Consider the following 13,971-nt stretch of genomic DNA (forward strand, 5'->3'; position numbering starts at 1 on the left):
CGTATGCTCCCCACTTTCCCCCACGCCGGAAAACTTTACTCCTACGAACCCGCCGCGCCGCTCGACATCTCGCTGCCGCTGGCGCCCGGCCCCGGGCAAGTCAATTGCTTCTGGGCCGAGCCGGTGCAATTCGACACCATCCGCGTCGGCTCCTTTGTGGGCAGCGTGGCGCTGGGCGGCAGCACCAACTACCAGCGCATCCACGTCACCCCGCACGGCAACGGCACCCACACCGAGTGCTACGGCCACATCTCGCCCGACCCGGCCGTGACGCTCAATCAGTGCCTGCGCCGCTTCCTCTTCGTGGCCCGGCTGGTAAGCGTCACTCCCCAGAAGCAGGAAAACGGCGACCTCGTGGTGATGCTGGCTGACGTGCAAGCTGCCTTAGCTGCCCAGGCACCCGGCGAAGCTTTGCCGGAAGCTTTTGTCCTGCGGACCTTACCCAACGAAGCGGCCAAGCGCCAGCGCCAGTACTCTGGCACCAACCCTACTTATATAGAGCCCGCGTTGGCGCAGTTTCTGGTCGATAACAACGTGCAGCATTTCCTGCTCGACCTGCCCAGCGTCGACCGTGAGGAAGATGCTGGGCAACTGCTGGCGCACCACGCCTTTTGGCGCTACCCACAGCAGCCGCGTTGCGGCGCTACTATCACGGAGTTGATTTTCGTGCCTAATGAAGTAAAGGACGGCTTGTATCTGCTCAATATTCAGGTGACGAGTCTGGAAATCGACGCCAGCCCCAGCAAGCCTGTTTTATACGCCCTTACCCTGGTCGACTAAACTATAGACTAGCCGCAAAGCGGCGACACGTTGGTAGCTCAAGTGTAGGAATAATTTCAGAGCCGCAAAGCGGCGACACTTTTCGCCTGGGGAGTGCCGCCGCTTTGCGGCTCTGTGGTCCCTTTGTGTTATTTCTACCAACATGCCGCCGCTTTGCGGCTAGTAATGTGTTGTGCGGAAACACGAAAAGGGCTGCCCCACGGGAGGCAGCCCTTTTAATGCTTTGGGAACGAGCAGCTACTTACGCAGCAATCGTCACCACTTCGGCCGGCACCACGCTCACGTACGAGCGGTCGTTGCGGCCTTTGCGGAACTGCACGCGGCCGTCCACCAGGGCAAACAGCGTGTGGTCCTTGCCGATACCCACGTTTTCACCCGGGTGGTGCTTGGTACCGCGCTGACGCACGATGATGTTGCCAGCGATGAGGGGCTGACCACCGAAAATTTTAACGCCGAGACGTTTGGAATGCGATTCGCGGCCGTTGTTGGATGAGCCGACACCTTTCTTGTGAGCCATGGTTGGTTTAGCTTTTAGCTAATAGCTGTTAGCTGTTAGCCTGTTGGGTAATGCAATAGCCAGTAGAACAAAAAGCTAACAGCTAAGGGCCGCATTAAGGCCCCCGCTGTCAGCTAAAAGCTCACAACCTAGCCGATGCTGTTAATCATTACTTTGGTGTAGTCCTGACGGTGACCGTTCATTTTCTTGTAGCCCTTGCGGCGCTTCTTTTTGAAAACGAGAACTTTGTCGCCTTTTACGTGGGCCAGGATGGTGCCAGTTACTTTCACGTTCAGCGTCGGCGAGCCGATGCTGATGCTGCCGTTGTCGTCCGTCAGCAGGGCGTTGCCCAGCTCTACGGAGTCACCGACGTTGCCAGCTAGTTTGTGAGCGTAAACGAATTTATTGGCCTCAACCTTAGTCTGCTGGCCGGCGATATTGACAATTGCGTACATCAGCTTGCGCGGTATTTTCTGAAATGGGATTGCAAAAGTACGGCTTCGCTTTCAGAAAACCAAACCTAAGTCATTAATCGTCATTTGCTGCCTGCCCGGCCCCGCGCCGCCGGGGCCCCAAAGCCCGTGTTACGGCCGCGTGAAGCCTCATTTCAAGGAATTGCGCCGGAGCGCCCGCGAATACGCTTTTTTGTGGACAACTTGCCCATTTATTCGGTTATCCACAGCTTAAATGTGGATAACTACGAAAAAAGCGCCTGATTTTGAGCGAAAAAAGATTAAGGCCAGATTAAGAAGGCCGCCGGCGCGAAGGCCAATTCAGGCTCTGAAGGTACCGAAAAATTAGCCGGAAAAAAACCAAAATCTCGTACCCGAACAGGGCCGGGGGCGGCCTATCTTTGAAGTCCCAACCGCTGGCGCCGGGCCGAAACAACTCCCGCCCGCGTTGGTTGGCTTACCCTGCCCGACTACGCTAACCGCAACAAAAACGCTATTCTCTATGGAGCCACTCCTCGCCGAAAACCCCAACCGCTTCGTGCTTTTCCCGATTCAGAACGATGAGGTGTGGCAGTACTACAAGAAGTCGCAGGCCTCGTTCTGGACCGCCGAGGAAATCGACCTCTCGCAAGACCAGAAGGACTGGAATGGCCTCAACGACAACGAGCGTCACTTCATCAAGCATGTGCTGGCCTTCTTCGCCGCCTCCGATGGCATCGTGAACGAAAACCTGGCCGTCAACTTCATGCAGGAAGTGCAGATGCCCGAGGCCCGTTGCTTCTACGGCTTCCAGATTATGATGGAAAACATTCACAGCGAGACCTATTCGCTGCTGATTGATACGTACATCAAAGACCCCAAGGAGAAAGACTACCTCTTCAACGCCCTCGAAACCGTGCCCGCCGTGCAGAAAAAAGGCGAGTGGGCGCTGAAGTGGATTAACTCCGAAAACTTCGCCGAGCGGCTCATCGCCTTCGCCGCCGTGGAGGGCATCTTCTTCTCGGGCTCGTTCTGCTCCATCTTCTGGCTGAAAAAGCGCGGTCTGATGCCGGGTCTAACTTTCTCCAACGAGCTGATTTCGCGCGACGAAGGTCTGCACTGCGACTTTGCCTGCCTGCTCTATAGCTACCTCGTGAATAAGCTGCCCGAGGAGCGCGTGCAGGGCATCATCCGCGATGCGGTGACCATCGAGCAGGAATTCGTGACCGACGCGCTGCCGGTGAGCCTCATTGGGATGAATGCCAAGGCCATGTCGCAGTACATCGAGTTTGTGGCCGACCGGCTACTGGTGTCGCTGGGCTGCGGCAAGATTTACAACACGGCCAACCCCTTCGATTTCATGGAAATGATTTCGGTGCAGGGCAAAACCAACTTCTTCGAGAAGCGCGTGGCCGAGTACCAGAAAGCCGGCGTAATGAGCGAGCGGACGGAAAACCTGTTCTCGCTGGACGAGGATTTCTAGGAGGTTACCAACGCAAGACTGTAAGCCCCAACTCCCCACCGGAGTTGGGGCTTTTTGTTGGTTCAGCTTAGGCCGCGAAGAGACGTTTAACCGTACAGAGGCTACTCACGAGCTTACTGCCATGACTGACTTTCGCGAACAATGGCCTTTGCCGGGCCAGATTGACCCCAACATTACCCCCTGCGCCTTCTGCCGCCGCCGCATCCGAGTGCAGGGTCAGCCCATCTTCCAGACCTGCTCCTGCAAAGCCTTCGGGCCACCCGTAACTATCGGGGCACTGGTGGCGGGGGCGGTGCTGGCCCTGGCCGGGCTGTGGTGGCTGGCCAAGTGCGGCAAAGCAAATCAGTAAAGCCGTGTAGCTAAACCAGGAGGCTGCTGCGCGGTTGAGGGAATCCAGTCCTCTAAAACCAGGCGGTTTTCTGTTGGTCAGGCAACCTTTTCACCACATTCTGGGAGTTGTCGTATGTGAGCCGTTGGTAACTGGGTTGAACAATCGTCCTTTTCCATTTCTATTCCATGAAATACGTCTTACTCCTGTTCGCTTTCTTTGCGGCTTTCACTGTTCAGGCCCAGAAAACCGACAAATACCCGCGCTACAGCACGGCTGGCGGCCAGATTACCTTCTTTTCCTCCACGCCCATCGAGGACATTGAGGCCCTGAACCAGCAGGTGGCCGCCATTTTCGACCTCAACGCGGGCAAGCTGGCGTTTTCGACGCTCATGCGCGGCTTCGTCTTCAAAAGCTCGCTGATGCAGGACCACTTCAACGAGAACTACGCCGAATCGGAGAAGTACCCGCGGGCCCGGTTCAGCGGCGAAATTAAGAACATGCCCAGCGACGAGCTGCTGCGCTCGGGCCCGCAGCCGGTGGAGGTGCAGGGCCACCTCACCATCCACGGCGTGAAGCGCAAAGTCAAAGTGCCCGGCACGCTCTTCCTGCGCGGCGACGAGCTGGTGGCAACTTCTAAATTCGTGGTGCAGCCGGAGGATTACAAAATCAAAATCCCGGCCCTGGTGCGCAACAACATCGCCAAGGACATCGACGTGAGCATCATCCTCTCGTGCCGCCCGGGCTCGGCCGTGGCTTCGCTGAAATAGCGTAGCTTGCCGGGATGAAAATTCCCCGGCTTAGCTCTGCCCTCATTTTCGGAATCCTGGCTGTCGGCTGGCTGCTGGTGTGGCTGGGCCACGCCTACGTGGTACCGCAGCTGCGCCGGCCGCTGCTCATCGGCCTGGCCGACCCGGCGGTGCACGGCCTCGTCTCGCTGCTGCTGGTGCTGCCGCTGTGGCTGCGCCGGGTGGTCGATACGCCGGTGGCCTTGATTGCCGTGCTGGTGGGCGTGCTCATCGACGTGGACCACGCCATTGCGGCGGGCTCGTTCGATTTCAAAGCCATGCTGTCGCTGCCGGGGCGGCCGCTGGGGCACAGCTTCGTGGTGAGCATGCTGGTGGCGGCGGGGCTGGCGCTGGCCTTGCGGCTGGGGTGGCGGCGCTATGCTTCGTGGGGGCCGTTTTATCTGTTCTGGGTGTCGCTGGCTTCGCACATTGCGCGCGATGGGGTGACGCCCTGGGCCTGGCCGTGGGTGGCGCCGGCTATTCCGGCGGCGGTGTTTTTCGGGATATTCGTGCCGTTGAGCTTTGGGCACTTACTTTTCGCCGAGCGCCTGCGCCCCGTCTGTCATGCTGAACGCAGTGAAGCATCCTCCCGCGCCTGACCGCTCGGAACCGCCTACGCGGCTGTCATGCTGAGTAAAGCGAAGCATCCTATCACGCAGGGATGAGTAAGTTAGCGGCCGGGCGAGATAAGATGCTTCGCTCTGCTCAGCATGACAGGACATGGCGTACTACGTCTACATCACGACTAATCCGGCCAAAATCGTCCTCTATATCGGTGTGACAGCTGATATGGTGCGACGGCTGGGTCTGCATTACGATAACCGGGGCTCGGCGAAGACTTTTGCGGGACGGTATTTCTGCTATAATCTGCTGTATTGGGAGCTGTTCACGGATATTCGGTCGGCTATTGCGCGGGAGAAGGAGTTGAAGGGTTGGACGCGGGCGAAGAAGGAAGTGCTGATTGCGACGATGAACCCGGAATGGGAGTTCTTGCGGATGTGATGCTGTGCGTTCGCGCCGTCTGTCATGCTGAGCGCAGCGAAGCATCCTCTCACGCCGAAACGACGCAGTAAATCAATCGTTGAGGCGCGATAGGATGCTTCCTTCGTCAGCATGACAGACGGCGCGCGAGAGCATAGCTGGGCGAGATGGGTGGTCAGGCGTGAGAGGATGCTTCCTTCGTCAGCATGACAGTTCCGGCGCGGGCGGCTGCCGGAATGCAAAAACGCCTTCCTGAATACGTTTGAGTGGTATGTGGAAAACTTCTAAAGTTTTTCCTTGTCCTCCTTAAAACCCGGCGGTAACTTCCGGTATTGATAGACGCGGCCGCTCCACAGCGGCCCTACTTTTCTCCTGCTTTCACAACTCGCCCGGCCCCCGCCGGGTGGTTCCAACATAGTAAAAACACCTAACCCCTCTCCACTAGGTATGCTCGTTATTAAACGCGATGGCCGCCGCGAATCGGTCAAATTTGACAAGGTTACGGCCCGGATTGAAAAGCTCTGCTACGGGCTGAACATGAACTTCGTCTCGCCCATCGAAGTGGCGAAGAAGGTGATTGACGGCATCTACGACGGCGTGACCACCGTGGAGCTGGATAACCTGGCGGCTGAGACTGCCGCCTCGCTCACCACCAAGCACCCCGACTACGCCATCCTGGCGGCCCGCATCGCGGTGAGCAACCTGCACAAGGTGACCTCGAAGTCGTTTTCGAGCACCATGAAGCGGCTCTATACCTACGAGGACCCCAAGAACGGCGAAAACGCCTCGCTGCTGGCCAAGGACGTGTGGGAAGTCATCCACAAGCACGCCGCTACGCTGGACTCGGCCATCATCTACGACCGCGACTACAACTACGACTTCTTCGGCTTCAAAACGCTGGAGCGGAGCTACCTGCTGCGCCTCGATGGCAAGGTGGTGGAGCGCCCGCAGCACATGCTGATGCGCGTGTCGGTGGGTATTCACAAGGAGGATATCGACTCGGCCATCAAGACCTACAACCTGATGTCGGAGCGCTGGATGACCCACGCTACGCCGACCCTGTTCAACGCCGGCACGCCCAAGCCGCAGATGTCGAGCTGCTTCCTGCTCACGATGAAGGACGACTCCATCGAGGGCATTTACGACACGCTGAAGAACTGCGCCCTGATTTCGCAGTCGGCCGGCGGCATCGGGCTTTCGGTGAGCAACGTGCGCGGCACGGGCTCCTACATCAAGGGCACCAACGGCAACTCCAACGGCCTGGTGCCGATGCTGAAGGTGTTCAACGACACGGCCCGCTACGTGGACCAGGGCGGCGGCAAGCGCAAGGGCGCCTTCGCCATCTACCTGGAGCCCTGGCACTCCGACATCTTCGAGTTTCTGGACCTGAAGAAAAACCACGGCAAGGAGGAGATGCGCGCCCGCGACCTCTTTTACGCCATGTGGACGCCCGACCTGTTCATGAAGCGCGTGGAGGAAAATGGCGACTGGACCCTGATGTGCCCCCACGAGTGCCCCGGCCTCGACACGAGCTGGGGCCCGGAGTTCGAGAAGCTCTACACCAAGTATGAGCGCGAAGGCCGCGGCCGCCGCACCATCAAGGCGCAGGAGCTGTGGTTTGCCATTCTGGAAAGCCAGACCGAAACCGGCACGCCCTACATGCTCTACAAGGACGCCGCCAACGGCAAGAGCAACCAGCAGAACCTGGGCACGATTAAGTCGTCGAACCTGTGCACCGAAATCATGGAGTACACCGACAAGGACGAAATCGCGGTGTGCAACCTGGCCTCGCTGGCTTTGCCCCGCTACCTCGTGACCGACGCGCAGGGCAACACCACCTTCGACCACCAGAAGCTCTACGACGTCACCTACCAGACGACCATCAACCTCAACCGGGTGATTGACGTGAACTACTACCCGGTGCCCGAAACGCAGCGCTCCAACTTCCGCCACCGCCCCATCGGGCTGGGCGTGCAGGGGCTGGCCGATACGTTCATTCACCTGCGCATGCCCTTCGAGAGCGACGAGGCGGCGGGCCTGAACAAGGACATCTTCGAAACCATCTACTTCGCGGCCATGACGGCCTCGAAGGACCTCGCCATCAAGGACGGGGCCTACGAAACCTTCCCCGGCTCGCCCCTGAGCCAGGGCAAGTTCCAGTTCGACCTCTGGGGCGTGACGCCCGACTCGGGCCGCTGGGACTGGGACAGCCTGCGCGCCGAGGTAGTACAGCACGGCGTGCGCAACTCGCTGCTGGTGGCCCCCATGCCCACCGCCAGCACCGCCCAGGTGCTCGGCAACAACGAGTCGTTCGAGCCCTACACGTCTAACATTTACGTGCGCCGCGTGCTCAGCGGGGAGTTTATGGTGGTGAACAAGCACCTGCTGCACGACCTGGTGGCCCTGGGCCTCTGGAACGAGCAGATGAAGCAGGAAATCATCGCCGCCAACGGCTCGGTGCAGGGCATCGCCCGCATCCCGCAGCACATCAAGGACCTCTACAAGACGGTGTGGGAAATCTCGCAGCGCCGCATCATCGACATGTCGGCCGACCGCGGGGCCTACATCTGCCAAAGCCAGAGCCTGAACCTGCACGTGCAAAACGTGAACTTCGGCAAGCTCACCAGCATGCACTTCCACGCCTGGAAGCGCGGCCTGAAAACCGGCATGTACTACCTGCGCACCAAGGCCGCCGCCGACGCCATCAAGTTCACGGTGGAAAAGCAGGCCGCCGAAACCCTGGAGCCCATGCTCGTCGCCGCCCAGAACCAGTCCGACATGGCCTGCTCGCTGGATAATCCGGAGGCTTGCGAGGCTTGCGGGTCGTAAGGGATATATCTTAAAGAGAGAGGGCCTAAGATGCAAGTAAAATACTTGTTCTTAGGCCCTCTTAATCAAGAAAAATTATGAAACTGTTTAAGGCGCGTATCAAAAACTTTCGGGGAATTTCTGGAGAGGCAGAAATACATTTTGACTCTTACAATGTGATTGTTGGGCAGAATGATGCTGGTAAGTCTACTGTGTTGAAAGCACTGAACGCTTTTATCAATGACAAAGACATTGATAAGGACTCGGCTAATGTCAGTGCAGAAAATGGAGTTGTGGAGATTGAACTCTATTTCGACCCGCAGAACGCTCCAATTATTATAGATGAGCAAGTAGAAACCACTTTTGAAGCTGAAGGGCTGACCACATCTGAGGGATATGTAGTACTTAAAAAAGTATGGAATACTTCCTCATCGAGAATTGCGTCTGAGTTTAGCTTTCTGCGCAAAAAATATGGAGCAGATGATTTCCTTTTGCTGACTGAAGCTCAGTTGATGGCTTTATGTAAGAAGAAAAGCATCGACACTTCAAAGGGAAATGGAGCAGAATTTAACAATGTTGAGAAGAGAGCGAAGCTAAGAGAACTGCTCCAAATGGATGAGGCTGCTTTCACTTACGAGTTTGAGAAACCTCCGGCATCAGGTGCTTCGCGTGCTAAGAACATAGCCGATGTTATGAAGGGCATGATGCCCCGATTTGAGTATTTTAAAGCAGATTCTTCGTTAGAGGAAACCGACACTTCAATACAGAACTACTTCAAAAAGATTGCTCTGCAGGAAATAGAGCAATGTGAAACCGAGTTAATTCAAAGCCGTGTCGCAGAAAAGCTTTCTGCGGTGATGAGAAGTATTTCTGGGAAAATCAACCAAGTTGTTACGCAAACTGAAAGCGTTGAACCTGAAATCAAATTCGATTGGACCAAACTGGTTCAAACCGCATTCAGGAGCAAGGCGGATGAAGGCGATATTCCGCTAAAAAATCGTGGCGACGGTTTCAGACGGATAACAATGATGGCCTACTTCGAGCATCTCGCAGATGAAGGAAGCAAAGGCGACGCTGAGAATGTAATCTATGGTTTCGAGGAACCAGAGACTTTTTTGCATCCATCTGCTCAAGAGCAACTGTTCTTGCGATTGAAGACAGTAAGCGAAGACAACGCTCAAGTTCTTGTTACAACTCACTCACCTGTTATTGTTGCGCATTCTGATAAGGATAAACTAATCCACGTCACTAAACAAACTGGTGGAGCTGTCTATGAACAAAACATAGAGGATTGTTCAGGCATCATAAAGGACTTGGGTATAAGTCCTAATAGGATGCTGTTGGACCATCTGGATTCAGCAAAACTATTGCTGTTGGTTGAAGGACCGGATGACATCATAGCATTTGACCACTTGGCTACTTGCTACAAGCGTGCAGGTTTGATAAATGCTGACTTCGTGGATATGGGAATCGTGTTAGTTCCAATCGGCGGTTGTGATTCCATTCAGCATTGGATAAATTTCAAGGTTGTAAAATCCCTGAACAAGCCGTTCTTCATCATTTTGGACTCTGATAAGGATTCTGAACTCGCCGTGTCAAAAAATCTAACATTCCTCGTTGCAAATGGAATGATAGATGGTAAGGACTTCCATGTTCTCAGAAAGAGAGCACTAGAAAACTACATTGACCTTGGCTACTTTGCCAGACGTTTTCCTGCGTTCAATGTGAGTTTTGGGCCATTTGACCAAGTTAAGGACTACTCCAAGAATCATTCTGAATGCATTAAGCTAGGCGGCGGGAAAATAGCGAATAGGCATTTTTGCAATCAAAACATAAATGAGCTACGAGTAGCGATGCATTTTGGCGGCAGCGATGAGTTTATCCATATCGTCGATTGCTTGAACAAGCAATTGGATGATGCACGTAAAGCTAAAGTGCATGACATTTGGGAGGGATTTGTTCTCGAAGAAGATTTCATAGACGACGTAGAAAACGCGTGAATTCTATAGCTGTTTGAATAGGTCGTCATAGAATCACCCCAGCCGCTGCCGCCCCGGGAGCGGCTGGTTGGGTTGAGGGGTAGCTTGTGCGCGCTCCATAAGCAGCAAAAGGAGTCCCTTCAGCGCTTGTGGAGCTCCCATAAGGCCGGAAGGGACTCCCTGCGGGCCTTGTGGAGCTCCCATAAGCGCGGAAGGGAAATGGGGGAGGGCTTGTGGAGCTCCCACAGGCATGGAAGGGAAACTTTCCGGCCTTGTGGAACGGGGAGTTGCTGGAATGAAAAAATACTTATACATTGGCAGCGCCAATCGGCATTTGTTTCACTTCATTCCAATTACTTATGTCGCCAGATACCCCCGGGGGCAACACCCCCGCCCCGCCCGCCACTTCGGCCGGGCGCAGCAAAGACAACCTGCCCCAGGGGCAGCTAGAGCTGGCCACACTGGCCGTGGCCGCCGCCACCGAGTGGCAGGCCTCGCCGCTGGGCGACCTGCTCTGGAAAACCAAGGCGCAGTTTCTGACCCAGGCCACGGCCTACCGTGCGAGCCTCGACACGGCCGATGAGGCCGACGACACCATCGGGCCCAACGCCAAGCGCTACCGCGAACTGGATAAGCTGATAAACAAAAAGCTGAAGTTTGTGAAGGGCTACCTGGCCGAGGAAAGCGAGGAAGACGACGGCAAGTCGCTCTACGAGGCGTTTGGCATTGTGCGCGAGGGCAGCAACTGGATGCTGCCCATCGCCCAAACCGACCGCAGCCGCAAGCTGCAGAAGCTGCTGCTGGCCCTCAAGGCCCACGGCCACGACAAGAAGAAGTTTGGGGTGGCCTTCTGGCAGCCCATCGCCGACGAATACGCCGCCCTGGTGGCCGACAGCGGCAAAACCCGGGGCGCCGCTTCGGATGCCGTGGGTACCAAGAATGCGCAGGAAGAGCCGCTACGCGAGGTGTTGCGGGCGCTGATTCACGCCATCAAGGCGAATTATCCCGACGAGAAGGTGTGCAAGGGGGTGTTGCGGAAGTTCGGCTTCCAGAAGGAAGTGTACTAGTAGTTTGAGTGGATTAAGTGCGCCAGCCGCTGCCCCTGGGGGTGGCGGCTGGTTTGCGTTTGGGGGGGGGGGCGTCAGGCCGCATCCAAAGCAGGATGCGGCCTCGAGCCCCGACGAGACCCGGGCAAAAAAATGCCCCCTCCGGCCAGGCCAGAGGGGGCGCTTTGCAGCTTAGTAGCCGGGGCGGGGCCGCCCGCCGGAGCTAGTAGGTGACGTTGGTGAAAACGCCGTTGGTGATGACGGCGGGCACGTAGGTGCCCGCATTGGTGGAGCCGTAGGCGGTGAAGCTGAACGTGCCCGAGAAGCGGCGCGCCGTGGCGTTGACGTTGGTGATGGTGAAGGTGCCGCCGACGCCCGGGCTGCTGCCATCAACGCCCATATCCGAGTAGTAGTTTTGGTAGTTGGGGGCCAGGTAGCTGGCGTCGTAGTCGCCGTTGCCATTGATGAGGGAGTAAGAGCCCACTACCGGCAGCGCGCCATCCATGTGAATGAAAAGCGTGGGGCCGGGGGCCCCGCCCGGGCTCACGGTAAACGTGAGGCGACGGTCGCCGGAGAAAACCTGCGAGAAGATGTAGGTGGCCGTGACGGGCGTGCCATCGGCCACGAACGACGCCGACGCCGGGGCCAGGGTGATGGTGGTGGAGGGGGCGGTGGTGCCCCCGGCTGCCAGGGTCACCTGCTGCGGGGCCGGGGCGGTGTAGCCGGGGGCCGCCGTGAAGCTGAGGGTGTAGGCGCCCACCGTCAGGCTGGGGAAGGAATACGCCCCGGTGCTGCTGGGGGTAGCCGTGAAGGTTTGGCCGCCGGCCGTGGTGGCCGTTACGGTGCTCACGGAGCCGGCCGGGGTAATCTGGCCGCTCAGGGCAGCCTTGGCGGGCTCGGGCTCGGAGCTGCTGCAGGAGGTGGTGAGCACGGCCGCACCGCTGCCCAGGGCCAGCGAAAGCGCGAGTACGAAGTGTTTCATTTTAAAAAAGGGATAGGTGGACAATTCTTCAAAGGTAAATGTCATTTCCGGAACCGCGATGGTGGCGCGCGCTGCCCGCTGCGTAGCCCCGGTAGGCGGCCGTGGGTGCAGCCTACCGGGGCCGGCCGTTACTTTGGGGAGAATTCTACCCCCTGTACCTCGTCGCCCATGAAGCTATTTGGCCGCCCCGCCCAGTGGAACTCTGCCCGCCTGGGCCTGCTGCTGGCCCTCGGGGCCTGCACCGCCAGCCAAACGCCGGCCACCACTACCCCGCCCGCCGACATCCTGCTGCTGGGCTGCAACCACCTGACCCAGCTCTACAAGGCCGACCAGCCCGCTTCCGACGTGCTCACCCCACGCCGCCAGACCGAGCTGGCCCAGGCCCGCGCCGGCCTGCTGCGCTACCGCCCCGAGGCCATCATGGTGGAGGTGCTGCCCGAGCGCCAGCCGCAAATCGACAGCCTCTACCAGCTCTACCGCCAGGATAAGCTTGACCTCAGCACCCTGCCCGATGGCCGCTCCGAGGTGTACCAGCTGGGCTTCGCGCTGGGCAAGCAGCTGGGGCTGCCGCGCATCCTGTGCGTGAATGCGCCGGGCGGCACTTCCCAAAGCATTCTGCACGAAGGCAAAAACATCGAGCTTTACCAGGAAGGCACCACCCGCCTGCGCGAAGTAGTGCGGCCCGTCGACCAGGAATTTGTGGCCGGCAGCCTCACCCTGCCGCAATACCTGCGCCGCCTCAACGACCCGGCCCTGCTGCGGCAGCTGCACACGCTGGTGTACCGCACCCCCGCCCGCGTGACCGACGGCCGCCTCAAGCCCGACCCGATGGTGGACGCTGCCTTCATCAACCCGCACTACGTGGGGGCCGAGTTCATATCGGTGTTCTACAACCGGGATTTGAAAATCTACTCCAACATCGTGACCGCGCCGCTGGTGGCCCGGCCGCAGCGCACCTTGCTGCTCATCGGGGCGCGGCACGTGACTTCGCTGCAAGGCATTTTCCGGACCGACCCGGCCTACCGGGTGGTGGAGGCCAAGCCCTACCTGGGGCGCGACTAAGCCGGGCCTACGTGAGCACCGTCAGCCCGGCCTCGCGGTAGCGGTCCAGCACCTCGGCCGGGGCGGAAGGGTCGGTAATCAAGGTGTTAACTAGTGTCGGCGGCGCAAACTGAAAGAACTTGTCCTGCTCCAGCTTGCTGGCATCGCAGAGCAGCACGACGTGGCGGGCGGCGCTGGCGGCGGCCAGGGTAATGGCGGCCTCGTGCTCGCTGTTAGCCGTGAGGCCCCGGGCCAGGGAAAAGCCATCGACGCCGATAAAGGCCTTATCAACCTGGTAGCGGCGCAGGTGCTCGGCGGTTACCAGGCCGTGGGCGGCCTGCCGGGCGGCGTCGATTTCGCCCCCGGCCAGGATGAGCTGCACGGCCGAGTCCAGCAGCTCGAACACCACGGGCAGCGAGTTGGTCACCACCCGCACCCGGCGGTGCCGGATGAGCGGGCACAGCGGAAACGTGGTGCTGCCGCAGTCGATGAAGATGGTGTCGCCGTCGGCAATCTGGCTGGCGGCTGCGCGGCAGATGTGCTCCTTCTGGGTTTGCTGGGCGGTGGCTTTGCGGGCGAAGGCGACGGGCGCTCTGTCGGGACGCGGCAGCACGGCGCCGCCGTGGGTGCGCAACACCAGGCCCTGGGCCGCCAGCTGCGCCAAATCGCGCCGGATGGTGATGGGCGTGGTCTGCAGCTGCTGGGCCATGTCGGCCACTTCGAGGCTGCCGTGCTGCTCCAGGGCGGCTAGTAAATGATGCTGGCGAAGCTGAAAGTTCATGCGAAGGCGCTTACCTTGGTTCAAGTAATCACAAAGAAACGCGAACG

14 protein-coding genes are annotated in these 13,971 nt (G+C 58.5%); 10 read left to right on the plus strand and 4 right to left on the minus strand.

Annotation, left to right across the window (positions count from 1 at the left end; all coding sequences use genetic code 11):
* The first annotated feature begins 3 nt into the window (after positions 1–3).
* Positions 4–780, plus strand: a complete 777-nt coding sequence (locus tag Q5H93_RS01830; protein WP_305004767.1) for a cyclase family protein — start codon at positions 4–6, stop codon at positions 778–780.
* 241 nt (positions 781–1,021) lie between these two features.
* On the opposite strand, the gene rpmA is transcribed toward Q5H93_RS01830, so the two are convergent.
* Positions 1,022–1,297, minus strand: a complete 276-nt coding sequence (gene rpmA, locus Q5H93_RS01835; RefSeq protein ID WP_305004768.1) for a 50S ribosomal protein L27 — start codon at positions 1,295–1,297, stop codon at positions 1,022–1,024.
* Positions 1,298–1,425: 128 nt separating this feature from the next.
* A complete protein-coding gene (gene rplU, locus Q5H93_RS01840; RefSeq protein WP_305004769.1) occupies positions 1,426–1,731 on the minus strand; it encodes a 50S ribosomal protein L21 in 306 nt (101 codons plus the stop codon).
* 499 nt (positions 1,732–2,230) lie between these two features.
* Between rplU and Q5H93_RS01845 the strand changes: the two genes are divergently transcribed.
* The 8 genes from Q5H93_RS01845 (at position 2,231) to Q5H93_RS01880 (ending at position 11,141) form a co-directional block, all read left to right on the plus strand.
* Positions 2,231–3,190: a ribonucleoside-diphosphate reductase small subunit gene (locus Q5H93_RS01845; RefSeq protein ID WP_305004770.1), complete on the plus strand. Its 960-nt coding sequence runs from the start codon at positions 2,231–2,233 to the stop codon at positions 3,188–3,190.
* A 121-nt stretch (positions 3,191–3,311) separates the two neighbouring features.
* Entirely contained in the window at positions 3,312–3,539 is a 228-nt protein-coding gene (locus Q5H93_RS01850) for a hypothetical protein (protein WP_305004771.1), read from the plus strand.
* Positions 3,540–3,706: 167 nt separating this feature from the next.
* The gene (locus Q5H93_RS01855; RefSeq protein ID WP_305004772.1) at positions 3,707–4,288 is read left to right on the plus strand and encodes a YceI family protein; all 582 of its coding nucleotides are present in this window, start codon (positions 3,707–3,709) and stop codon (positions 4,286–4,288) included.
* Positions 4,289–4,302: 14 nt separating this feature from the next.
* Positions 4,303–4,905: a metal-dependent hydrolase gene (locus Q5H93_RS01860; RefSeq protein ID WP_305004773.1), complete on the plus strand. Its 603-nt coding sequence runs from the start codon at positions 4,303–4,305 to the stop codon at positions 4,903–4,905.
* Between the two features lie 121 nt (positions 4,906–5,026).
* Positions 5,027–5,308: a GIY-YIG nuclease family protein gene (locus tag Q5H93_RS01865; RefSeq protein WP_305004774.1), complete on the plus strand. Its 282-nt coding sequence runs from the start codon at positions 5,027–5,029 to the stop codon at positions 5,306–5,308.
* Between the two features lie 426 nt (positions 5,309–5,734).
* The gene (locus tag Q5H93_RS01870) at positions 5,735–8,116 is read left to right on the plus strand and encodes a ribonucleoside-diphosphate reductase subunit alpha (RefSeq protein ID WP_305004775.1); all 2,382 of its coding nucleotides are present in this window, start codon (positions 5,735–5,737) and stop codon (positions 8,114–8,116) included.
* A 77-nt stretch (positions 8,117–8,193) separates the two neighbouring features.
* Positions 8,194–10,095 (plus strand): ATP-dependent nuclease, encoded by a 1,902-nt coding sequence (locus Q5H93_RS01875; protein WP_305004776.1) that lies wholly within the window; start codon positions 8,194–8,196, stop codon positions 10,093–10,095.
* A 338-nt stretch (positions 10,096–10,433) separates the two neighbouring features.
* Positions 10,434–11,141, plus strand: a complete 708-nt coding sequence (locus Q5H93_RS01880; protein WP_305004777.1) for a hypothetical protein — start codon at positions 10,434–10,436, stop codon at positions 11,139–11,141.
* A gap of 202 nt (positions 11,142–11,343) precedes the next feature.
* Here the strand turns inward: Q5H93_RS01880 and Q5H93_RS01885 are convergent, their stop codons facing one another.
* Positions 11,344–12,102, minus strand: a complete 759-nt coding sequence (locus Q5H93_RS01885; RefSeq protein ID WP_305004778.1) for a carboxypeptidase-like regulatory domain-containing protein — start codon at positions 12,100–12,102, stop codon at positions 11,344–11,346.
* 168 nt (positions 12,103–12,270) lie between these two features.
* Here Q5H93_RS01885 and Q5H93_RS01890 point away from each other — a divergent pair, with 168 nt between their 5' ends.
* Positions 12,271–13,164 (plus strand): DUF5694 domain-containing protein, encoded by an 894-nt coding sequence (locus tag Q5H93_RS01890; RefSeq protein WP_305004780.1) that lies wholly within the window; start codon positions 12,271–12,273, stop codon positions 13,162–13,164.
* Positions 13,165–13,171: 7 nt separating this feature from the next.
* Here Q5H93_RS01890 and Q5H93_RS01895 read toward each other — a convergent pair whose 3' ends face one another.
* Positions 13,172–13,924: a DeoR/GlpR family DNA-binding transcription regulator gene (locus Q5H93_RS01895; protein ID WP_305004781.1), complete on the minus strand. Its 753-nt coding sequence runs from the start codon at positions 13,922–13,924 to the stop codon at positions 13,172–13,174.
* Positions 13,925–13,971 lie beyond the last annotated feature (47 nt).

Origin of the sequence: Hymenobacter aranciens (assembly GCF_030580865.1) — a bacterium.
In the GTDB taxonomy this organism is placed as follows: Bacteria; Bacteroidota; Bacteroidia; order Cytophagales; family Hymenobacteraceae; genus Hymenobacter; species Hymenobacter aranciens.

Bases quoted from the DNA above. Each gene is read 5' to 3' on its own strand.
- rpmA (WP_305004768.1), bottom strand. From the start codon at position 1,297: ATGGCTCACAAGAAAGGTGTCGGCTCATCCAACAACGGCCGCGAATCG.
- Q5H93_RS01885 (WP_305004778.1), bottom strand. From the start codon at position 12,102: ATGAAACACTTCGTACTCGCGCTTTCGCTGGCCCTGGGCAGCGGTGCG.
- Q5H93_RS01870 (WP_305004775.1), top strand. From the start codon at position 5,735: ATGCTCGTTATTAAACGCGATGGCCGCCGCGAATCGGTCAAATTTGAC.
- Q5H93_RS01830 (WP_305004767.1), top strand. From the start codon at position 4: ATGCTCCCCACTTTCCCCCACGCCGGAAAACTTTACTCCTACGAACCC.
- Q5H93_RS01845 (WP_305004770.1), top strand. From the start codon at position 2,231: ATGGAGCCACTCCTCGCCGAAAACCCCAACCGCTTCGTGCTTTTCCCG.
- Q5H93_RS01880 (WP_305004777.1), top strand. From the start codon at position 10,434: ATGTCGCCAGATACCCCCGGGGGCAACACCCCCGCCCCGCCCGCCACT.
- Q5H93_RS01875 (WP_305004776.1), top strand. From the start codon at position 8,194: ATGAAACTGTTTAAGGCGCGTATCAAAAACTTTCGGGGAATTTCTGGA.
- rplU (WP_305004769.1), bottom strand. From the start codon at position 1,731: ATGTACGCAATTGTCAATATCGCCGGCCAGCAGACTAAGGTTGAGGCC.
- Q5H93_RS01895 (WP_305004781.1), bottom strand. From the start codon at position 13,924: ATGAACTTTCAGCTTCGCCAGCATCATTTACTAGCCGCCCTGGAGCAG.
- Q5H93_RS01860 (WP_305004773.1), top strand. From the start codon at position 4,303: ATGAAAATTCCCCGGCTTAGCTCTGCCCTCATTTTCGGAATCCTGGCT.
- Q5H93_RS01865 (WP_305004774.1), top strand. From the start codon at position 5,027: ATGGCGTACTACGTCTACATCACGACTAATCCGGCCAAAATCGTCCTC.
- Q5H93_RS01850 (WP_305004771.1), top strand. From the start codon at position 3,312: ATGACTGACTTTCGCGAACAATGGCCTTTGCCGGGCCAGATTGACCCC.
- Q5H93_RS01890 (WP_305004780.1), top strand. From the start codon at position 12,271: ATGAAGCTATTTGGCCGCCCCGCCCAGTGGAACTCTGCCCGCCTGGGC.
- Q5H93_RS01855 (WP_305004772.1), top strand. From the start codon at position 3,707: ATGAAATACGTCTTACTCCTGTTCGCTTTCTTTGCGGCTTTCACTGTT.